The sequence below is a fragment of the Rivibacter subsaxonicus genome (assembly GCF_004217215.1).
Lineage (GTDB): Bacteria > Pseudomonadota > Gammaproteobacteria > Burkholderiales > Burkholderiaceae_C > Rivibacter > Rivibacter subsaxonicus.
The window spans coordinates 127,819-148,070 of record NZ_SHKP01000007.1 but is presented as its reverse complement, the minus strand read 5'-3'; the positions used below and the strand labels follow the sequence as shown (position 1 = coordinate 148,070).

General features: G+C 70.9%; 23 protein-coding genes. 10 read left to right on the top strand and 13 right to left on the bottom strand.

Going from position 1 to position 20,252, the window contains the following annotated elements:
* Positions 1–2: 2 nt before the first annotated feature.
* Together EV670_RS13935 and EV670_RS13930 are read right to left on the bottom strand one after the other, a co-directional pair.
* Positions 3–671, bottom strand: coding sequence for a response regulator (locus EV670_RS13935; protein WP_242616974.1), 669 nt, complete (start codon positions 669–671; stop codon positions 3–5).
* 63 nt (positions 672–734) lie between these two features.
* A complete protein-coding gene (locus EV670_RS13930) occupies positions 735–2,633 on the bottom strand; it encodes a sensor histidine kinase (RefSeq protein WP_130433128.1) in 1,899 nt (632 codons plus the stop codon).
* Positions 2,634–2,732: 99 nt separating this feature from the next.
* On the opposite strand from EV670_RS13930, the gene EV670_RS13925 reads away from it, so the two are divergent.
* Genes EV670_RS13925 through EV670_RS13915 form a run of 3 tightly spaced genes read left to right on the top strand, consistent with a single transcriptional unit; the run spans position 2,733 to position 4,621 of the window.
* The gene (locus tag EV670_RS13925; protein WP_130433126.1) at positions 2,733–3,731 is read left to right on the top strand and encodes a PhoH family protein; all 999 of its coding nucleotides are present in this window, start codon (positions 2,733–2,735) and stop codon (positions 3,729–3,731) included.
* A 5-nt stretch (positions 3,732–3,736) separates the two neighbouring features.
* Positions 3,737–4,180: an rRNA maturation RNase YbeY gene (gene ybeY, locus EV670_RS13920; RefSeq protein ID WP_130433124.1), complete on the top strand. Its 444-nt coding sequence runs from the start codon at positions 3,737–3,739 to the stop codon at positions 4,178–4,180.
* Between the two features lie 21 nt (positions 4,181–4,201).
* Positions 4,202–4,621 carry a potassium channel family protein gene (locus tag EV670_RS13915; RefSeq protein ID WP_130433122.1) on the top strand — a complete coding sequence of 140 codons (420 nt, stop codon included), beginning with the start codon at positions 4,202–4,204 and terminating at the stop codon, positions 4,619–4,621.
* On the opposite strand, the gene EV670_RS13910 is transcribed toward EV670_RS13915, so the two are convergent.
* The 5 genes from EV670_RS13910 to dapF are packed head-to-tail and all read right to left on the bottom strand — an operon-like array spanning position 4,622 to position 8,883.
* A complete protein-coding gene (locus EV670_RS13910; RefSeq protein WP_207225078.1) occupies positions 4,622–5,056 on the bottom strand; it encodes a YbaY family lipoprotein in 435 nt (144 codons plus the stop codon).
* Positions 5,057–5,060: 4 nt separating this feature from the next.
* On the bottom strand, positions 5,061–6,251 hold the full coding sequence (locus EV670_RS13905; protein ID WP_130433120.1) for a class I SAM-dependent rRNA methyltransferase: 1,191 nt from the start codon (positions 6,249–6,251) through the stop codon (positions 5,061–5,063).
* Positions 6,252–6,278: 27 nt separating this feature from the next.
* Positions 6,279–7,271 carry a tyrosine recombinase XerC gene (locus tag EV670_RS13900; protein WP_130433118.1) on the bottom strand — a complete coding sequence of 331 codons (993 nt, stop codon included), beginning with the start codon at positions 7,269–7,271 and terminating at the stop codon, positions 6,279–6,281.
* Entirely contained in the window at positions 7,271–7,954 is a 684-nt protein-coding gene (locus EV670_RS13895) for a DUF484 family protein (protein WP_130433116.1), read from the bottom strand. Before EV670_RS13895 ends, EV670_RS13900 begins: the two co-directional genes overlap by 1 nt.
* 29 nt (positions 7,955–7,983) lie before the next feature.
* The gene (gene dapF, locus EV670_RS13890; RefSeq protein WP_130433114.1) at positions 7,984–8,883 is read right to left on the bottom strand and encodes a diaminopimelate epimerase; all 900 of its coding nucleotides are present in this window, start codon (positions 8,881–8,883) and stop codon (positions 7,984–7,986) included.
* Positions 8,884–8,952: 69 nt separating this feature from the next.
* Between dapF and EV670_RS13885 the strand changes: the two genes are divergently transcribed.
* Complete coding sequence (locus EV670_RS13885; RefSeq protein ID WP_130433112.1) at positions 8,953–10,251, top strand: class I SAM-dependent methyltransferase; 1,299 nt, start codon at positions 8,953–8,955, stop codon at positions 10,249–10,251.
* Positions 10,252–10,260: 9 nt separating this feature from the next.
* On the opposite strand, the gene bioF is transcribed toward EV670_RS13885, so the two are convergent.
* From bioF to EV670_RS13855, 6 genes are all read right to left on the bottom strand, one after another.
* Positions 10,261–11,436 (bottom strand): 8-amino-7-oxononanoate synthase, encoded by a 1,176-nt coding sequence (bioF, locus tag EV670_RS13880; RefSeq protein ID WP_130433110.1) that lies wholly within the window; start codon positions 11,434–11,436, stop codon positions 10,261–10,263.
* A 3-nt stretch (positions 11,437–11,439) separates the two neighbouring features.
* Positions 11,440–12,111, bottom strand: coding sequence for a dethiobiotin synthase (gene bioD / locus EV670_RS13875; protein ID WP_130433108.1), 672 nt, complete (start codon positions 12,109–12,111; stop codon positions 11,440–11,442).
* Positions 12,108–13,406, bottom strand: coding sequence for an adenosylmethionine--8-amino-7-oxononanoate transaminase (bioA, locus tag EV670_RS13870; RefSeq protein WP_479725211.1), 1,299 nt, complete (start codon positions 13,404–13,406; stop codon positions 12,108–12,110). Before bioA ends, bioD begins: the two co-directional genes overlap by 4 nt.
* A 47-nt stretch (positions 13,407–13,453) precedes the next feature.
* Positions 13,454–13,855 (bottom strand): 6-pyruvoyl trahydropterin synthase family protein, encoded by a 402-nt coding sequence (locus EV670_RS13865; RefSeq protein WP_130433106.1) that lies wholly within the window; start codon positions 13,853–13,855, stop codon positions 13,454–13,456.
* A 27-nt stretch (positions 13,856–13,882) separates the two neighbouring features.
* Complete coding sequence (gene queE, locus EV670_RS13860; protein WP_130433104.1) at positions 13,883–14,518, bottom strand: 7-carboxy-7-deazaguanine synthase; 636 nt, start codon at positions 14,516–14,518, stop codon at positions 13,883–13,885.
* A gap of 90 nt (positions 14,519–14,608) precedes the next feature.
* Positions 14,609–14,893: a hypothetical protein gene (locus EV670_RS13855; protein ID WP_130433102.1), complete on the bottom strand. Its 285-nt coding sequence runs from the start codon at positions 14,891–14,893 to the stop codon at positions 14,609–14,611.
* A 119-nt stretch (positions 14,894–15,012) separates the two neighbouring features.
* Between EV670_RS13855 and hemA the strand changes: the two genes are divergently transcribed.
* From hemA to EV670_RS13825, 6 genes are all read left to right on the top strand, one after another.
* Positions 15,013–16,341, top strand: coding sequence for a glutamyl-tRNA reductase (hemA, locus tag EV670_RS13850; RefSeq protein WP_130433100.1), 1,329 nt, complete (start codon positions 15,013–15,015; stop codon positions 16,339–16,341).
* A 61-nt stretch (positions 16,342–16,402) separates the two neighbouring features.
* A complete protein-coding gene (gene prfA / locus EV670_RS13845) occupies positions 16,403–17,494 on the top strand; it encodes a peptide chain release factor 1 (RefSeq protein ID WP_130433098.1) in 1,092 nt (363 codons plus the stop codon).
* The gene (gene prmC / locus EV670_RS13840; RefSeq protein ID WP_130433096.1) at positions 17,494–18,315 is read left to right on the top strand and encodes a peptide chain release factor N(5)-glutamine methyltransferase; all 822 of its coding nucleotides are present in this window, start codon (positions 17,494–17,496) and stop codon (positions 18,313–18,315) included. The genes prfA and prmC overlap by 1 nt, the downstream gene beginning before the upstream one ends.
* A 133-nt stretch (positions 18,316–18,448) precedes the next feature.
* On the top strand, positions 18,449–19,135 hold the full coding sequence (locus EV670_RS13835) for a hypothetical protein (RefSeq protein ID WP_130433094.1): 687 nt from the start codon (positions 18,449–18,451) through the stop codon (positions 19,133–19,135).
* Positions 19,136–19,236: 101 nt separating this feature from the next.
* Positions 19,237–19,551 (top strand): Grx4 family monothiol glutaredoxin, encoded by a 315-nt coding sequence (grxD, locus tag EV670_RS13830; protein WP_130433092.1) that lies wholly within the window; start codon positions 19,237–19,239, stop codon positions 19,549–19,551.
* The gene (locus EV670_RS13825; protein WP_130433090.1) at positions 19,548–20,114 is read left to right on the top strand and encodes a UbiX family flavin prenyltransferase; all 567 of its coding nucleotides are present in this window, start codon (positions 19,548–19,550) and stop codon (positions 20,112–20,114) included. Before grxD ends, EV670_RS13825 begins: the two co-directional genes overlap by 4 nt.
* Positions 20,115–20,252 lie beyond the last annotated feature (138 nt).

The following is a 20,252-nucleotide window of genomic DNA, read 5'->3' as shown; positions in this document are numbered from 1 at the left end:
GATCAGCGGCGGAACAACCCCAGCCGTTGCGCCTCGAGTGCGGCCTCGGCGCGCGAGCTCACGTTGAGCTTGCGGTAGATCTGCTTCACGTAGTCGGCGATCGTGTGCCGGGAGAGGCCGAGCTGCACGCCGATCTCGGGCAGCGTGAAGCCCTTGGCCACGCGCAGCAGCACCTCGCTCTCGCGCTCGGTCAGCGAGACGCCGGGCATCGGATTGGCGGCCTGCGAGAAGGCGTTCTTGGCCTGCGCCGCGAAGTACTGGATCACGCGTCGTGCGATCGACGGTGACAGCGGCGGCTCGCCTTGGCTGATGCGCTGCAGCTGCTCGGCGATCAGTTCGCGCGGCTGCTCCTTGAGGATGTAGCCAAAGGCGCCGGCCTGCAGTGCGGGGAACAGATGCTCGTCGTCGTCGTGGATGGTGACGACCACGCTCTGCGCCTCGGGCTGCGCGGTGCGCAGCGCCTCGACCACATCGACCCCGCTGCCGTCGGGCAGGCCGAGGTCGATCAACGCCAGGTCGAAACGCTGGGCGGTGATCAGCGCGCGGGCGTCGTGCACGCGGGCGGCCTCGGAGATCTCGGCGGCGGGGAAGACCTGGGCGACGAGCGCCTTGAGCCAAGAGCGAATCTCGGGCAGGTCTTCGAGCAGGAGGATGCGGTTGGCGGTGTTCACGATTTCATGCTAGCAGCGGGCCCGCGAGCCGGGTTGCCCGAACAGGGGGGATGGACAACACGCTCAGAGTGGAATCGTGAGACGGATCACGGTTCCGTAGCCGGGGCCCGACTCCACCAGGCATTGACCCTGCAACTGCTTGGCGCGGTGCTTCATGCTGTACATGCCGTGGCCACGGTCGAGCTTGCCGTCGAGCTGCATCGGCACGCCGCGGCCGTTGTCGCGGATCACCAGTTGCAGGTCGGCGTCGACCGCGCAGCGCACATTGCACTGCGAGGCGCCGCTGTGCTTGATCATGTTACTGACCGCCTCGCGCAGGATGCGCGTCGTCTGCACGAAGCCGCGCGCCGAGAGCATGCGCGGCGCCAGCAGCTCGTCGCTGTTCCACTCGACGCCGATGCCGGCCGCACCGAGTCGCGAGACCGTCTCGGCGCGCCAGTCGGCCAGCGCATCGGCCAGCTGCACCGGGCGCCCGGTCAGGCCGCGCACCGACAGCCGCATCTCCTCGAGCGCCTCGCGCGCCAGCGTGGAAATGTGGTCGTCGGTGCTGGTATGGACGATGGTCAGCAGCTTGGCGCCAAGGTCGTCGTGCAGGTCGGCCGCGATGCGCTTGCGCTCCTTCTCGGCGGTCTGCTCGGCGCGCTGCTCCGACAGCAGCGCATAGGAGCGCTCCATCTCGTGGCGCATCGCCTCGAGCCGGTGGTCGAGGCCGACATGCGACTGCTCGGCGCGGCGCAGCGCCAGCACGTAGACCTGCGTGAGCCTGAACGCCAGCGCGCAGAACAGGAAGGGCATCGCGAAATGGATCAGGTGCACCTGCGGCAGCGGCAGGAGGTGCACCTGCACTGCGACCTCGGCCGCGACCGCCAGGACCACCAGCGTCAGCACCGCGCTCATCAGCCAGCGCTCGCCGTGCGGCTCGCTCCAGACCGTCCAGAGGTAGAGCGCCACCGCGGCCAGCAGTTCGGCGGCGAGCATCGTGTAGATCGCGCTGGCCACGCTGAACAGGTGCTCGGGCCCGGCCAGCCACATCGCCAGCGGCGCCAGCAGGCACTGGCTCCACAGCAGCAACTCGCGCCGCGAGCGCGGCCGCCCGGAGTAGCGCAGCAGAAACAGCACACAGCACACGCCCACCGGCACGAAACCCAGGCAGGCCAGGGCCTCGACCAGGGCGTTGGGCAGCGGGATCTCGCGCCACCAGACGCGCGCGCTCAGGATCGACCAACCGAGCGCGGTAAAGCCGAACAGCTGCAGCTCGGCCGCGCTGCGCACCCAGCCCATGCCGGCCATGAAGACGCCGATCAGGGCCAGCAGCACCGCCACGATCTGGGCCGCGGTCAGGTTCCAGAAAAGCTGCCGGGCATGGACCGGGCGCAGCAGCGACTGCGGGCCGATCACCATTTCCGACAGCCCGGCCGCGCGCTGGCGCGCGGCGACCCGGTTCAGCGGATGGCCGACCAACTGGATCTCGAGCAGGTTGTCTCGCGCGGAGAGCAGTCCGGTCGGCAGCACAACCAGTTGGGACTGGTAGCAGTTGCGCGTGTAGGGTGGCGTGATGCGGCCGTCGCGATCGAGCCGCGATCCGTTGAGCCAGACCTCGGCGTTCTGGCAACTGCGCGGGATCAGCAGCGCGAGCAACTCGCCGGCCGGCACCGGGGGCGGCTGGAACTCGATGCGGTACCAGACCGCGCCCTCGTGGCCGGGGCGGGTGCGCGCCCAATCGTCGGGCAGCGCAACCACGCGCCAGCCGCCGCGGTCGGCGCCGATGGCCCTGCTCGGAGGCGGGCCCAGCACCGCATGCGGCAGCGCCAGCGACTCGGCCGCGCGCAGCGCAAGCACCGGCGTGGCGGCCGTCGCGGTCGACTGCGCCTGCGCCGGCAGCAGCAACCACGACGCCAGCCAGAAGCCCAGCACGACGGCAGCCGCCAGGCATGCGATCAGTCTCCGGCCAGGGCGCGTCATGGCCGGCGATTGTGCAAGAGCACTTCGCGCCGCGGCACCCCGCGAGCGGCCACGCGGGCTTGCGCGCAACAGCCGGCCGATGGCGGCGACAATTGCGGCGTGATCCTTCGCCACGCCTTCATCCCGCTCGACAACCAGCGCCTGGCCAACCTGTGCGGGGTGCTCGACGAGCACCTGCGCACCATCGAGGCCGCGCTCGACGTGAGCATCTCGCGCCGCAACGAGAGCTTTCGCATCGACGGCGCCAAGGCCGATGCCGAGCGCGCGGCCGGGCTGCTGCAGGCGCTCTACGAGCGCGCGCGCCGGCCGATCGAGCCGGAAGAGCTGCAGCTGGCGCTGGTCGAACTGCAGCGCGGCGCCGACCTGCGCACCGTGCGCCTGGTCAGCCCCGACGACCCGGCCGACGACGAGTTGCAGCTGCGCACCCGCCGCGCCGACCTGCAGGGCCGCACGCCCAACCAGGTCCAGTACCTGCGCCAGATCCTGGGCCACGACATCAGCTTCGGCATCGGCCCGGCCGGCACCGGCAAGACCTTCCTCGCGGTGGCCTGCGCGGTCGACGCGCTCGAGCGCAGCCAGGTCCAGCGCATCGTGCTGACGCGGCCGGCGGTCGAGGCCGGCGAGCGCCTGGGCTTCCTGCCCGGCGACCTGACGCAGAAGGTCGACCCCTACCTGCGCCCGCTCTACGACGCGCTCTACGACCTGATGGGCTTCGACCGCGTGACGCGCGCCTTCGAGAAGGGCACGCTCGAGATCGCACCGCTGGCCTTCATGCGCGGGCGCACGCTGAACCACGCCTTCGTGATCCTCGACGAGGCGCAGAACACGACCTCCGAGCAGATGAAGATGTTCCTCACGCGCATCGGCTTCGGCGCCAAGGCGGTGGTGACCGGCGACGTCAGCCAGATCGACCTGCCGCGCGGCATGCGCAGCGGCCTGGTCGAGGCCGAGCGCGTGCTCGCGCGGGTGCGCGGCATCGCCTTCACCCGCTTCACCTCGGCCGACGTGGTGCGCCACCCGCTGGTGGCGCGCATCGTCGAGGCCTACGACGCGGCGCAGGCCGACGGCATCGTGCCGCCGGCGGACGCGCGCGAGTAGCGGCGATGGCCAGCAAGCCGGGGCTGAGCCTGTCGCTGCAATTTGCAGACGCCAGCCACCGCGCGCACCTGCCACGCCACCGCGTGCAGCGCTGGATGCGTGCCGCGCTCGAGGCACCGGCGCAGATTACGGTGCGCATCGTCGACGTCGACGAAGGCCGCGCACTCAACCGCGACTACCGCGCCAAGGACTACGCGACCAACGTGCTGACCTTCGACTACGAGCACGAGCCGGTGGTGGTGGCCGACCTGGTGCTGTGCGCCCCGGTGGTCGAACGCGAGGCCGCCGAGCAGGGTCGCAGCCTCGAGGCGCACTACGCGCACCTGTTGGTGCACGGCACGCTGCACGCGCAGGGCTACGACCACGAGGCCGAGGACGAGGCGGCGGCGATGGAGGCGCGCGAGAGCGAACTGATGCTGGCGCTCGGCTTTGCCGATCCTTATCGCTGAACGCGGCGACGGCACGACGCCATGATCGCCGTCGTCCTGCTGTGCCTCATGCTGCTGGCAGCGACCAGCCTGATCCACTACGAAATGCTGACGCTGCTGTCGCGCCGGCTGCCCACCCTGCATCTGCCGCGCCGGGCCCTCGTGCTCGCGGGGCTGCTCGGCCTGTTCGTGGCCCATGCACTCGAGATCACGCTGTACGGTCTGAGCTACGTGCTGCTGGCCAGCTGGGCCGGACATGGCGGGCTCGGGCTGGGCACCACCGGCATCGACACCGCGCTCTACTTCTCGGCCGAGACCTACACCTCGCTGGGCCTCGGCGATGTCGCACCGGTCGGTCCGATGCGGCTGCTGGCCGGCGTCGAGGCGCTCAACGGCCTGCTGCTGATCGCGTGGTCGGCCTCGTTTCTCTATCTGGAAATGGAGCGCCACTGGAGGGAGTAGTCAGGGCCGCGCGACGGGCTCCAGCACGACCTCGACCCCGCTGCTCGGCGCACCGCGTGTCAGCACGCTGTGGCGGGTGGTCGAGATCATCAGCAGCTTGCCGTCCAGGCGCGCATCGGCGGCCACCGCGTAGCTCATGCGCGGATCGACCCGCTCGGCCGCCACCTTGAGTGCGAAGGGCTTGGGCAGTTGGGCACCCTCGAGCCGGATCTGCTGCTCGTCGAGCGTCACCGAGGGCGCATCGGCGCGCGAGACGTCGAGCAGGCGCACGCTGACCACGGTGCCCGGCGGCAGCGCGTTGCGGCTGCGCTGCACGACCTGGCCATCGACGCCGATCGTCGCCGGCGCGGCCACCGGCGTCGGCGCGGTGCAGGCGCCGGTGGCGGCCAGCAGCGTCGCCGCAGCGAACACGAACATCGGCCTGCGCTCGAGCATCGGGCTACTCCTGGTGCTTGAGGATCGCCAGTCCCTTGAGGTATTCGCCCTCGGGAAAGGTCACGCTGGTCGGGTGGTCGGGTGCGGCCTCGAGCCGCTGCAGCAGGTGGCCGTCGATGCCGGCGTCGAGCCCGGCCCCAGCCACGATCTTGTGGAACAGGTCGGCGCTGATGCCGCCCGAGCAGCTGAAGGTAAGCAGCAGCCCGCCCGGCGCCAGCAGCTTGAAGGCGAGGCGATTGATGTCCTTGTAGGCACGTGCGGCGCGCTCGGCATGGGCCGCGGTGGGCGCGAACTTGGGCGGGTCGAGCACGATCGCGTCGAAGCTCGCGCCTTCGGCGATGAACTGGCGCAGCTGCGCGTTGACGTCGGCGTCGAGCGCGCGGTGGCGCGCGGCGTCGAAGCCGTTGAGCACCACGTGCTCCGAGGCCAGCGCCAGCGCCGGCGCCGAGGAATCGACGCTGGTCACCTGCCGCGCGCCGCCGGCCAGCGCCGCCACCGAGAAGCCGCCGGTGTAGCTGTAGCAGTTGAGCACGCGCTGGCAGCCGAACTGGCGCACCAGGCGGGCAAACAGCGCGCGGTTGTCGCGCTGATCGAGGTAGTAGCCAGTCTTGTGGCCATGGGCGACGTCGATCTTGAGCCGCCAGCCATGCTCGCGGATGGTGACCTCGGTCGGACCATCGCCGCGCAGCCAGCCGGCGCTCTGCTCCATGCCCTCGATCGCGCGCACGCTGGCGTCCGAGCGCTCGTAAAGCCGGCTGCAGCCGGTGGCGGCAAGCAGCGCGTCGGCGATCTCGTTCTTCCAGCGCTCGCTGCCGGCGGCAAGAAACTGCGCGCACAGGGTGTCGGCGCCGTAGCGATCGACGATCAGCCCCGGCAGGCCGTCGGCCTCGCCATGCACCAGGCGCTGCGCGTCGCTGTCGATCGCAAGACGTCGGCGCACCGCCACCGCGGCGCGGATGCGACGCGCGAAGAGATCTCCGTCGATGCGCTCGCTCGCCTCGAAGCTCCAGGCGCGGGCACGGATCTGCGAGCTCGGGCTGAACGCGGCCCAAGCCAGGAAGGCGCCGTCGTCGCCCTCGACCCGCACCGTCTCGCCGGCATCGGCCTTGCCGCGCGCGATCGCGCCTTCGAAGATCCACGGATGACGGCGCAGCAGCGAGCGCTCGCGGCCGGGCCGCAGCTTGATGACTTTCATGGCGGCGATTGTGGCGCCGCGCCACGCTCAGCCGCGCCGCTTCGCCCTCGGATGCGCCGCGTCGTAGGTCTTGGCCAGGTGCTGGAAGTCGAGCTTGGTGTAGATCTGCGTGGTCGTGATGTTGGCGTGTCCCAGCAGTTCCTGCACCGCGCGCAGGTCGCTGCTGGACTGCAGCAGGTGCGAGGCAAAGCTGTGGCGCAGCATGTGCGGATGCACGTGGGTCGGCAGGCCGGCGGCGATGGCGCGGTCCTTGAGCCGCGAGCGGATCTGCGAGGGCGTGAGCCGGGTGCCACCACGGGTGACGAACAGCGCGGGCTCGTCGGCCGCCGCGAGCGCGGCACGCGCCGGCAACCAGGCCGCGAGCGCCGCCAGCGCGGCCGTGCCGACCGGCACCCCGCGCCGCTTGCTGCCCTTGCCGAGCACCTGCGCCTCGCCGGCCTGGGCGTCGATCCAGCCGCGGGCCGCGGTGCCGGCGATCAGGTCCAGACCCGACAGCTCCGAGACCCGCAGGCCGCAGCCGTAGAGGAGCTCTACGATGCAGCGATCGCGCAGCTCGAGCCGCACCGCCAGCTCGGGATCGCCGCGCGTCGGCGCGGGATCGGCGTGGTGATCGGCCAACGCCATCGCCTGGTCCACGCTCAGTGCTTTCGGCAAGGGCCGTGGCGCGCGCGGCGCACGCAGGCCGTCGACCGGATTGAGGCTGACCACGCCCTGCTGGCCGAGCCAGCGGTAGAGCCCGCGCCAGGCCGAGAGCAGCTGCGCGAGGCTGTGCGGGCCGAGGCCGCCGGCATGCAGCTGCGCCATCCAGCGCCGCGCGTGGTGCGGCTGCACTGCGTCGAGCGCGATCGCGTCGCGCTCCATCGCCGCGGCCAGCCGGACGAACGCATCGCGGTAGGCCTTGAGCGAGGTCTCGGCCAGCCGGCGCTCGACGCGCAGATGCGTGAGATGCCGTTCGATGGCCTGCGGCAGCGGCAGCGCCGCCGTCGGGTTGGACGCCTCGCCGACGGCCACTGCACTCATCACGCGATCGGAAGGATCCGGTGCAGGCCGGCGCTGGCGATCTCGCCGATGCGCTGCAGGAACTCGGTGCCCATGTCGGCGCTGTAGCGGGTCGGGTCAGGCGAGCCGAGTACCAGCAGGCCGAAGGTGCCGTGGTTGCCGCCCGCGCCGTCGCGCAGCGGCACCAGCGCGATCGATTGCACCGTCTTGGCGTCGTCGAGCCAGCCGGCCGCCTCGAAGCCCGAGTTGATGCCGCAGTAGGGCAGCGCCAAGCTGGTGGCAAAGCTCTTCAGGTCCTCGCTGACCGGCTTGGCGAAGGGCAGCGCGTCGAAGGCGTCGGCCGCTCCCCAGACGCGGATCGCGCCCTGCGGAATCATGAACTGGTGCTTCAGTTCGGCGACCAGCACGCCGGGCAGTTCGCCGGCATTGCCCGTGAGCATGATGGCGCGGATCCAGCGATGCAGCCGGTCGGCGATCGCCATGTTCTCCTGGCCGTGGCGGATCATCTCGACGATCTTGGCCTCGAGACCGCGATGCTTCTCGCGCAGCATCTCCATCTGCCGCTCCTGCAGCGAGACAGCGCGGTTGCCGTGCGGGCTGGTCAGCTGGATCTGGTGCAGCACCTCGGCATGGCGCTCGAAGAAGCCCGGCGTGTGAAGCAGGAAGTTGGCGATGTCGTCTTCGGTGATGCCTTCGATGCCCATGACTCTCCCTTGGTCGTGAATCGTTGTACTCAGATCGTGGCCGGAAGCTCGATCTCGCCTTCAAAAACGCGCGTGGCGGGACCGGTCATCAGCACGGGATCGCTCGCGCCGCCGCCCCACTCGATCGTCAGCAGGCCGCCGCGCGTGTGCACGCCGATCTGGGCACCGGCCCGCAGCCAGCCCAGTCGCACGCCGGCCACGACCGCGGCACAGGCACCGGTGCCGCAGGCCAGCGTTTCGCCGACGCCGCGCTCGTAGACGCGCAGGCGGATCTCGGCCGGCGACACGATCTGCATGAAGCCCGCGTTGACGCGACGCGGAAAGCGCGGATGCGCCTCGACCTTCGGGCCGAGCTCGGCCACCGGCGCAGCATCGACGTCCTGCGTGTCGAACTGGGCGATGTTCATCACGGCGTGCGGATTGCCCATCGACACCACCGCGAGCTCGACCGGACGCTCATTTGCAGAATCCGCGACGTCGATGGTCCACAGCGCGCCGCCATTCAGCTCACGGGCCCGCAACCCGCTGGCGTCGAACGGCACCTGCGCCGGCTCGATGATCGGGGCGCCCATGTCGACCGTGACGCGGCCGTCGTCCAGCGCGCGCAGTTCGAGCACGCCACCCGCCACCGCGACCCGCACCACGTTCTTCGTCGTCAACCCCGCGTCCTGCACGTAGCGCACGAAGCAGCGCGCGCCATTGCCGCAATGCTCGACCTCGCCGCCGTCGGCGTTGACGATGCGGTAGCCGAAATCGACATCGGGTGTGGGCGCCGGGCCGACGATCAGGATCTGGTCGGCGCCGACGCCGAAGCGCCGATCGGCCAGGAAGCGGTACTGCGCCGGGCTCAGATCGAGCGGCGCACGCGTCGCGTCGAGCACGACGAAGTCGTTGCCGGCGCCCTGCATCTTGGTGAAGCGAAGCCTCATGGTCATCGATTATCGGGCGCGCTCCGTGGCCGCCAGCGGCGACCCGCGCCAAGGCCGCAAAATCGGGGCGTGAATGTTCCGACGCCACCACAGCCCGCGAGCGCCGCGCCCGAGGCCGCCGACGCCAACGCGCCGGTGCGGGCGCAGTTCGTCGATGCCGTGCGCGCGGCGATCGACGGCCGGGCGTTGCACCGCTTGCAACTGGGCCAGTACCGCGGGCCGGAACCGGATCTGCAGAAGCTGCTGATCCGCGCCGTGACGCTGCGCGGTGAACTTCACCTGAGCCTGCTTTACCGCTACAAGACTCGCGACATCACGAAGAACCTGCCGCAGGCGCCCGCACTGGCGCTGCTGGCCGAGTTGCTCGCCGGTGGCTTCGACCACGCGCATCTGCAGACGTCGACCGAGGACATCCAGTACGTGGTCAACCGCAAACACCGGGCCCGCCTGCAGCGGGGCCGTCTGCCGCCGCCGGCCGATGGCGCCCGGCGCGGCCCCGCAGCCGCGGCCGCGCCGGCTGCACTGACCGAACTCGACCGCCAGAAGCACCGCTTCGTCGCGATCGGCAAGCCCTTCCTGGTCGAGCTCGGCGTCACCGATGCCCAGCAGCGGCTGGTGCCGGCGATGGCGCGCAAGTGGAAGCAGATCAACAAGTTCGTCGAGGTGCTGGCGCATGCCGTCGACAGCGCCGCGCTGCCGGCCGATGCGCCGCTGCGGGTGCTCGACTTCGGCGCCGGCAAGGGCTATCTCACCTTCGCCGTGCACGACTACCTGGGCGCGACGCTCGGCCGCCAGCTGCAGGTGACGGGTGTCGACCTCAAGGACGACATGGTCAAGCTCGGCAACGAGGCCGCCGCCAAGCTCGGGCTCGAGGGACTGCGCTTCGAGCACGGCGACGTGCGCGACTACGCGCAGCACGGCGTCGACATCATGATCGCGCTGCACGCCTGCGACGTGGCGACCGACTACGCGATCCACATGGGCATCCGCTCGGGCGCCAGCATCATCATGTGCTCGCCCTGCTGCCACAAGCAACTGCGGCCGCAGATGCGCAGCCCGCTGCTGCTGCTGCCGCTGCTGCGCCACGGCATCCACCTCGGCCAGGAGGCTGAGATGCTGACCGACGGCCTGCGCGCGCTGTTGCTCGAGGCCGAGGGCTACGAGACCCAGGTCTTCGAGTTCACCTCGCTCGAGCACACCAGTAAGAACAAGATGATCCTGGCACTCAAGCGCGGCGCGACGGCCGAGCGACGCGCGGATCTGCAGGCGCAGGTGCAGGAGATCAAGCGCTTCTACGGGGTGCAGGAGCAGTGCCTCGAGACCCTGCTGGCGACCGACGCCGCCGGCGAGCTCGCATCGCCGGCCTGAGCCCGCGACTCAGCCGGCGACGGCCCTCAGCGCGGCCAGCAGCCGCTCCACATCGCCCGCCTCGTGCGCCGCCGACAGCGTGATGCGCAGCCGCGCGGTGCCGGCCGGCACGGTCGGCGGCCGGATCGCCGGCACCCAGAGGCCGCGCTCGTCGAGCGCGGCCATCACCGCCAGCGCGCTCGCGTTGTCGCCCAGCATCAGCGGCTGGATCGCGCTCGGCGTTGTCGGCGCCGGCCACGGCAGCGTGGCCAAGCCCGCGGCCAGTTGCGCGTGCAGCGCGCTCAAACGCTCACGCCGCCAGTCATCGGCCTCGATCACGCGCAGGCTGGCGCGCAGCGCCGCCGCCCCCATCGCCGGTGCAGCGGTGGCGAACATGTAGGTGCGCGCCTTCTGCAGCAGCCATTCGATCACCGGCCCGGCGCCGGCAACGAAGGCGCCCGAGACCCCGGCCGCCTTGCCGAGCGTGGCCATGTAGATCAGCCGCGACGGCATGGCGCCCGCGTGCAGCCCGAAGTGCGAGAGCGTGCCGCGACCGCCCTCGCCCAGCACGCCAAAGCCATGCGCGTCGTCGACCATCAGCAGCGCGTCGTGCCGTTCGCAGAGCGCGAGCATCTCGGGCAGCGGCGCGAGATCGCCGTCCATGCTGAACACGGCATCGGCGACCACCAGCCGGCGGCGCGCACCTCGGGTCTCGACCAAAGCCCGCTCGAGCGCGGCCAGGTCGTTGTGCGGGTAGACGTGGCGCTCGGCCCCCGAGAGTCGCGCGCCGTCGATCAGGCAGGCGTGGTTCAGCGCGTCGGCGATCAGCGCGTCGCCCTTGCCCACCAGCGCCGGAATGCAGCCGCTGTTGGCGGCGTAGCCGGCGTAGAAGTAGAGCGCGCGCGGCAGGCCGACGAAGGCCGCGAGTTCGGCTTCGAGCGACTCGTGCTCAGGGCTGTGACCGCTGACCAGCGGCGAGGCGCCGGCGCCGACGCCGTAGCGCAGCGCCGCCTCGCGCGCGGCCTCGATCAGCGCCGGATGCTGCGCAAGGCCGAGGTAGTCGTTGCTGCAGAAGGCCAGGCGCTCGACGCCATCGACCATCACGCGCGCGCCATCGATTGGCATGACAGCGCGGCGACGACGCAGCAGTTGCCGCGCGTCGAGTTCGCCGAGCGCGGTCTCGAAGTCTTCGATCGGATCGGGCATCGCCTAGACCCTTGGCAGTTCGATCTTCAGGTCCGCGGGCCGCGCCTGCGGATCGAAGGCCCAGTCGCCCAGCAGCGGCGCGCCGAGTTGCGCTTGCAGATAGTCGAGGTTGGCGGCCTGTTCGGGCATCGCCGGATCGAGCCGGTTGCAGATCCAGCCGGCCAGCGCCAGGCCGCGAGCGGCAATCGCATCGCGCGTCAGCAGCGCGTGGTTGAGGCAACCGAGGCGCAGGCCGACGACCAGGATGACCGGTAGCTGCAAGGCGACGGCAAGGTCGGCGCCGGTCTGCGATTCATTCAGCGGCACCAGGAAGCCGCCGGCGCCCTCGACCACCACCGCGTCGGCGAGCGTTTGCAGTTCCTTGAAGCGCGCGGCAATCGGTTCGATGTCGATCCGCACGCCGGCATTGCGCGCCGCGATATGCGGCGAGGTGGCGTCGACCAGGCAGACCGGGTTGTCGAGTTCGGGCGGCACGCGCACATTGCTCGCCGCGCGCAGCGCAAGCGCGTCCTCGTTCTGCAGAACGCCGTCGACATCGGGCGCGGCGCCGGCGGCGACCGGCTTCATGCCGACCGCGCGCAGGCCGCTGCGTGCCAGCGCGTGCAACAGCGCAGCGCTGGCGCGCGACTTGCCGACGCCAGTGTCGGTGCCGGTGATGAAGAAGGCCTGCCTCATCTCCCGAGCACCGCGTCGAGCGCCGCCAGCGAGCCGTCCGCCAGATGCTGCAACTCGGTGTCGTCCAGCACGTAGGGCGGCATGAGGTACAGCGTGTCGGCTATCGGCCGCAGCAACAGCCCGCGCTCACGCGCGGCCAGGTGGTAGGTACCCGAGAAACCGGGCGGCGCGCCGGCGATGTCGAAGGCCCAGATCATGCCGCGCCGGCGTGGGTGGCGCACCGCGCGGTGCTCGCGCAGCGGACGCAGCAGCGCCTCGAGCCGGTCGCCGGCAACGCGGTTTCGGGCCAGCACGTCCTGCTGCTCGAACAGCTCGAGCACCGTCAGCGCCATGCGGCAGGCCAGCGGGTTGCCGGTGTAGGAATGCGAATGCAGAAAACCGCGCGAGGCGCGCTCGTCGTAGAAGCTCTGGTAGACCGCGTCGGTCGTCAGCACCACCGACAAGGGCAGCGTGCCGCCGGTCAGGCCCTTGGACAGGCAGATGAAGTCGGGCCGGATGCCCGCCTGCTGGTGCGCGAACAGCGTGCCGGTGCGGCCGAAACCGACCGCGATCTCGTCGCAGATCAGGTGCACCTGGTAGCGATCGCAGAGTTCGCGTGCGCGCCGCAGGTACTCGGCGTCGTGAAAGGCAAAGCCGGTCGCGCACTGGATCAGCGGCTCGACGATGAAGGCAGCGATGCGCTCGTGGTGCTGTTCGAGATGCGCCTCGAGCGCAGCAGCGCAGCGCAGGGCCACGGCGCGTGCGTCCTCGCCGTCGGCCGCCAGCCGCGCGTCCGGCGACGGCATCACCGCGCTCAGTCTTACCAGCGGTGCGTAGGCCTCGCGGAACAGCGCGATGTCGGTCACCGAGAGCGCACCGACCGTCTCGCCGTGGTAGCCGCCGGCCAGGCCGATGAACTCGCATTTCTGCGGCCGGCCCAGGTTGCGCCAGCTGTGCGCGCTCATCTTCAGCGCGATCTCGGTGGCCGAGGCGCCGTCGCTGCCGTAGAAGGCATGGCCGAGGCCGGTTGCCGCGCCGAGACGCTCGGAGAGTTCGACCACCGGCTCGTGCGTCAGCCCGGCCAGCATCACGTGGTCGACGGTCTGGAACTGCTCGAGCAGCGCCGCGCGCAGCGCCGGGTGGTTGTGGCCGAAGAGATTGACCCACCAGGAGCTCACCGCATCGAGGTACTTGCGACCCTCGGCGTCGAACAGCCAGGGGCCTTCGGCGCGCGCGATCGGCAACGCCGGCTCGGCCTCGAGCCGCTGCATCTGGGTGCAGGGATGCCAGACCGCGCGCTTGCTGCGCGCGGCCAAGTCATCTTTCGCGCGCCGGCTGCGTTGAGCCAGCGAGAGAGCGTCGCTCACCGCGGTCCGCCGGCGGTACTGGAGCGGTCCGGCCGGTAGGTGCAGCGGTCGCCGCTGCTCTCGCGCCACACGCTGACCTGCGTCACGCCGGGCACCGCGGCCGCCAGCGAGCGGTGGATGTAGAGGCAGAGGTTCTCCAGCGTCGGCACGCCCAGGCCCTCGATCTCGTCGAGGAAATGGTGGTCGAGCGTGGTCCGCACGCGCGCCACCACGGCGCGCAGCAGTGCCAGGTCGAGCACCATGCCGGTGGCCGGGTCGCGCTGGCCGCAGACCGTGACCTCGGCCTGGTAGGTGTGACCGTGGATGCGGCGGCTGCCGGCGGCCTCGGTGGCGTCGTCGACATTGCGGCGCAGGGTGTGCGCAGCCTCGAAGTAGAAGGATTGGCTGAGTTCGAACATCGCGCGTCGATTGTCGGCCCTGCGTCCTCAGCGGATGCCGATCACCTTGTGGGTCTGCACGCTCAGGTGCCAGCCCGGGTGATCGAGGCACCACTGCACCGCGTAGGCGGTGGTCGCGACGCGATCGGGCCCATCCATCGGCTGCACGCGGCGATGGGCGAAGGCCAGGCCCTCCAACTCGGCGAGGTCGATGCCAACCTGCGGCACCACCACCTTGAGCTCGTCGCCCGAGCGCTGCACCAGCGGCGCGCCGGCCTTGGGACTGACGCAGATCCAGTCGAGCCCGGCCGGCGCCGCGATGGTGCCGTTGGTCTCGACCGCGATCTCGAAGCCCTGCTCGTGCAGCGCGTCGATCAACTCGGGGTCCACCTGCAGCAAAGGCTCGCCGCCGGTCAGCACGACGAAGCGGCCGGCGTGCGCGGCCAGCGGCCAGAACGAGGCCACGTGGGCCGCCAGATCGGCGCCGCTGGTGAACTTGCCGCCGCCGCTGCCGTCTGTGCCGACGAACTCGGTATCGCAGAAGCGGCAAACGGCGGTGGCGCGATCGACCTCACGCCCGCTCCACAGGTTGCAGCCGGCAAAGCGGCAGAACACCGCGGGTCGGCCCGCGTGGTGACCCTCGCCCTGCAGGGTGTAGAAGACTTCCTTGACGCTGTAGCTCATTGGTACCCCCAAGGCCGCTGCGCGTCCGTCCCCCCAAGGGGGAGCGAGCCCACTTTCGGGCGGCCGGGCAGTGGGCTCATCGATTCACTTTCAGGCCTCACGCCGGCCGCCAAAGCCGGCCACCAGCAGTGCCGCGGCGCAGGCCAGGACCATGGCCAAGTAGGTAAGCATCGCACCATCGCGCCCGACCAGCACGAGGCCGGCCAGCGAGGCCAGCACCGCGGCACCGGCGCCCCACGCCGCAAGCCGGGCCAGCGCCACGCCGCGCAGCGCCTGGCGCCACAGCAGCTTGGCCAGTCCGGCCGCGATCAGGCCGAGCAGCAGGCCGGGCAGCAGCAGGTTGAGCGCATGGAAGAAAGCCTGGAGTGCAGTCATGGGTTCGGGCGCCAGTTTGGCCGGCGCCGGTGCGGTGCCGGGCGTCCCGAAAAGGGGTCGGCTGGGGTCGTCGGGGGCGGTCACCACCGAGAGGCAGCCTCAAATTTTATAATCTCGCCGTGAGCGTGTTTGCCCTTGGCCTGAACCACACGACCGCGCCGGTCGACCTGCGCGGTCGTTTCGCGTTTTCGCTCGAGCAGTTGACACCCACGCTACAGGCCTTTCGCGGCCGTGTCGCGGCGGCCGGCAACGGCGCCGGCCCCGAGGCGGCGATCATCTCGACCTGCAATCGCACCGAGCTGTACTGCTCGGCCGATCCGGCGCTGGTGCGGCCGGCGCTGGACTGGCTGGCCGAGGTCGGCGGGGTCGCCAGCACGACGCTGAGCCACCACACCTATGTGCTCGAGCAGGGCGAGGCGGCGCGGCACGCCTTTCGGGTCGCCTCCGGGCTCGACTCGATGGTGCTGGGCGAGCCTCAGATCTTGGGCCAGATGAAGCAGGCGGTGCGCGAGGCCGACTCGGCCGGCACCCTCGGCAGCACCTTGCACCAGCTCTTCCAGCGCAGCTTCTCGGTGGCCAAGGAAGTGCGCAGCTCGACCGAGATCGGCTCCCATTCGATCAGCATGGCCGCCGCCTCGGTGCGGCTGGCGGAACAGCTGTTCGAGGACCTGCGCGACATCAACGTGCTGTTCGTCGGCGCCGGCGAGATGATCGAACTGGCCGCCACGCACTTTGCGGCGCGCGCGCCCCGGCAGATCGTCATTGCCAACCGCACGCTCGACCGCGGCGAGAAGCTGGCATCGCGCTTCGGCGCCGAGGTGATGCGCCTGGCCGACCTGCCGGGCCGGCTGCACGAGTTCGACGCGGTGATTTCCTGCACCGCGAGTTCGCTGCCGCTGATCGGCCTCGGCGCGGTCGAGCGCGCGCTCAAGGCGCGCCGCCACCGGCCGATGTTCATGGTCGACCTGGCGGTGCCACGCGACATCGAGCCCGAGGTCGCGCGGCTCGACGACGTCTATCTCTACACCGTCGACGATCTTTCGGCGCTGGTCCAGAGCGCAGGCGAGAAGCGCCAGTCGGCGGTGGCGCAGGCCGAGGTCATCATCGAGACCGGGGTCCAGAGCTTCGTCCACTGGCTCGGCCAGCGCTCCAGCGTGCCGCTGATCCAGGCGGTGCAGGCGCAGGCCGACAACTGGCGCGAGATCGAGATCGCGCGCGCCCGCCGCCAGCTCGCGCGCGGCGAGGACATCGAGGCCGTGCTCGAGGCGCTGTCGCGCGGCCTCACTCAGAAGCTGCTGCACGGCGCCTATGCCGAGCTGCATGCGGCCGACCCGGTGCGGCGCGAGCAGCTCGCCGGCACCGTCTCGCGGCTGTTCCTGCGCGGCGCCGTGCCGCCGGCTTCGACGCCGAACTCCGCGGCCGACGACGACGTCGGCAGCGAGCGCTAGCGACCCTTCCTGCTTCGGCCGCGCCTTTGCGCGGCCGTGACCTTCACTTGTCCACTTCCCCATGAAACCCGCCCTGCGCCAGCAACTCGAGCGCTACCGCGAACGACTGGCCGAGCTCGACTCGCTGCTGGCCGACCCGGCCGTGATGAAGGACGGCGGCGGCTTTCGTGCGCTCAGCCGCGAGCACACCGAGGTCGCCGGACTGGTCGAGCGCGCCGAGCGCCATCGCCAGCGCGAGGCCGACCTGGCCGCCGCACGCGACTGGCTGGCCAGCGGTGATGCCGAGCTGGTCGAGATGGCGCAGGAGGAGATCCCGGCCGCCGAAGCCGAGTTGCAGCGGCTGGAAGCCGAACTGCAGCGCCTGCTGCTGCCGCGCGACCCTGACGACGCGCGCAACGCCTTCCTCGAGATCCGCGCCGGCACCGGCGGCGACGAATCGGCGCTGTTCGCCGGCGACCTGCTGCGCATGTACAGCCGCTATGCCGAGGCGCGCGGCTGGAAGCTCGAGCTGATGAGCGCCAGCGAAAGCGAGCTCGGCGGCTACAAGGAAGCGGTGCTGCGGGTCGAGGGCGGCGGCGTCTACGGCCAGTTGCGCTTCGAATCGGGCGGCCATCGCGTGCAGCGCGTGCCGGCCACCGAAACGCAAGGCCGGATCCACACCAGTGCCTGCACGGTGGCGGTCCTGGCCGAGCCGGACGAGGCAGAAGAAGTGACGCTCAACCCGGCCGATCTGCGCATCGACACCTACCGCGCCAGCGGCGCCGGCGGCCAGCACATCAACAAGACCGACTCGGCGGTGCGCGTCACGCACCTGCCGACCGGCCTCGTGGCCGAATGCCAGGACGACCGCTCGCAACATCGCAACAAGGCCAAGGCGCTGGCGGTGCTGGCGGCGCGACTGCGCGACCGCGAGCGGCTCGAGCGCCAGGCGCGCGAGGCGGCCGAGCGCAAGAACCTGATCGGCAGCGGCGACCGCAGCGACCGCATCCGCACCTACAACTTCCCGCAGGGCCGGCTCACCGACCACCGCATCAACCTCACGCTCTACCAGCTTGGCGCGATCATGAATGGCGAGTTGCAGCCGGTGATCGACGCGCTGGTCGCGGCGCGCGAGGCCGAGCAACTGGCCGAGCTCGAGATCGGCGACCGCTGATGGCCACGGTCGCCTCGCTGCTGCAGGCGGCGCGCGCGCAGGGCGTCGAGCGGCTCGACGCGACGGCGCTGCTCGAACATGTGACCGGCCGCCCGCGCACCTGGCTGATCGCGCATGACGACGCGCCGCTCGGAACCGAGGACCAGGCCCGCATCGAGACCCTGCTGGCGCGGCGCGCCGGGGGCGAACCGCTGGCCTACCTGCTCGGCGAGCGCGAGTTCCACGGCCTGTCGCTGGCGGTAGGCCCCGACGTGCTGATTCCCCGCCCGGACACCGAGACGCTGGTCGACTGGGCGCTGGAACTGCTGCCGGCCGACGGCACGACTGCGGTCGCCGATCTCGGCACCGGCAGCGGCGCGATCGCGCTGGCGATCAAGCGGGCTCGGCCTCTGGCCTCGGTCTGCGCGGTCGACGCCAGCCCGGCCGCGCTGGCAGTGGCGCGCGCCAACGGCGAGCGCCTCGGCCTGGCGGTCGAATGGCTGCAGGGCAATTGGTGGGAGCCCCTGGCCGGTCGCCGCTTCGGTCTGGTGCTCAGCAACCCGCCCTACATCGAAGAGGGTGACGAGCATCTGCACGCGCTACGGTTCGAACCATTGCAGGCGCTCACTTCCGGACCAGATGGCCTGGACTCGATCCGCGCGATCGTTGTCGAGGCACCGGCGCGGCTGGAAGCCAAGGCCTGGTTGTTGCTGGAGCATGGTCATCTCCAGGCCGCGGCCGTGTGCGCCCTGCTGCGGGCGGCCGGCTTCGAAGCCGTCGGCAGCCGTGCCGACCTGGCCGGCAACCCACGCGTCAGCGGGGGCCGCTGGCCCGGCGGCTGAAGCCGGTCGACTGTCGCCGGCCGGCCACAAGGCCGACACGCCTCGAAACACGTGGTTCACGCGGCGCCGAGGCGGCGTAGCATCGACTCCCGGACGCGCACTTCGTGTTCCGGCCGACGCAGGAGTGGTTGCCATGTCGACGCCGACCTTGCCCCCCGTTCCCCGCAGCTCGCTGCTGGCCGCAGCCATGCTGGCCGTCGGGCTGGCAGTCGGCTCCGTTGACGCACTGGCCGGTGACCAGGGACTGCGCTGGAAGCCACAGGACCTGGCGCAGGAAGGCAGCCCCTTGCCACAGTGGCAGGGCCGCTTCGGTCTCGCCACCCGTGCTCCCGAAGACGCGCCGTGGACGGTCGGCGACAGCGCCAACCGGCTCCTGGGTGCCAGCCTGATGGGCGACTACTACTTCAGCCGGAGCGCCTTCAGTCGCGGCGGCGGCTTTCGCGCCACCGGCGGCCTGCTGCTCGGCACCCGCAATCCGCTGTGGTCGGGCGCGCTCGGCGGCACCCAACTCGCGCCAGGCCTCAGCGCCGAGCATCGCGACTACAACCGCTACAGCCTGACCGGGCTGCCGCTCGACCCCGACGGCAACGACTCGGCGGCGCTGCCCTACGTGGGCATCGGCTACACCGGGCTGTTCGGCAAGCGGCCGCTGACCGGCGTGGGCTGGGGCTTCAGCGCCGACCTCGGCATGATGTCGCTGAGCCCGGCCTCGGCGGTGCGCCTGGGCAACGTGCTCGGCGGCCAGCAGAGCGCGGGCGATCTGGTGCGGGACCTGCAGCTCAACCCGATGCTGCACCTGGGCGTGTCCTACGCCTTCTAGCGCGGGGGCTTCGGCCGCCGCGACCCGCCTCGCCTGCACCTGACGTATAAACGCTGGTCACGCGGCCATTGCTGGCCGCGCATTTCATTTGGAGTTTCGCGATGAGCGACGTTCAGCAGCGCATTGACGCGCTGGTCAAGTCCCACCCGGTCGTGCTGTTCATGAAGGGCAACGCCCAATTTCCGATGTGCGGCTTCTCGGGCCGTGCGGTGCAGATCCTCAAGGCCTGCGGCGTGACCGACTTCAAGACGGTCAACGTGCTCGACGACGAAGAGATCCGCCAGGGCATCAAGGACTACGCCAACTGGCCAACCATTCCCCAGCTCTACGTCGGCGGCGAGTTCGTCGGCGGCTCGGACATCATGATGGAGATGTACCAGGCGGGCGAACTGCAGCCGCTGTTCGCGAAGGCGTGAACCGCCAGCGACTCATCGTCGGCATCACCGGCGCCTCGGGCGCCGTCTACGGCACGCGGCTGCTGGCACGGGCCCGCGCGCTCGGTGTCGAGACCCATCTGGTGGCCACGCCGGCCGGCGTGCTCAACGTGCACCATGAACTAGGCCTCGACCGCAAGGCGCTCGAGGCGCTGGCCGACCACTGCCACGCGCCGGGCGACATCGGCGCCTGCATCGCCAGCGGCAGCTTCGACGCCGCGGCGATGGTCGTCGCGCCCTGCTCGATGAAGACGCTCGCGGCCATTGCCCACGGCTTCGGCGACAACCTGCTCACGCGCGCCGCCGACGTCACGCTCAAGGAGCGGCGCCGCCTGCTGCTGATGGTGCGCGAGACGCCGTTCAACCTGGCGCACCTGCGCAACATGACCGCCGTGACGGAGATGGGCGGCGTGATCTTCCCGCCGCTGCCGGCCTTCTATCACCGGCCGGAATCGATCGAGGCGATGGTCGACGACACGGTCGAGCGGGTGCTGGCGCTGCTCGGTGTATCCGGCGCAGCGCCGCGGGCCTGGACCGGGCTCTGAGGCCCGCGGCTTCGAGGCCAAAAATTCGGCCATGGACGGAACGAAGGACGCGAGCGGCATGAACTGCGGACGGACTCGTCACTCCGTCGGCGGCACTCGCACTCGATTTTCCCCCACTCGTCGCACGCGCCTCGCCCG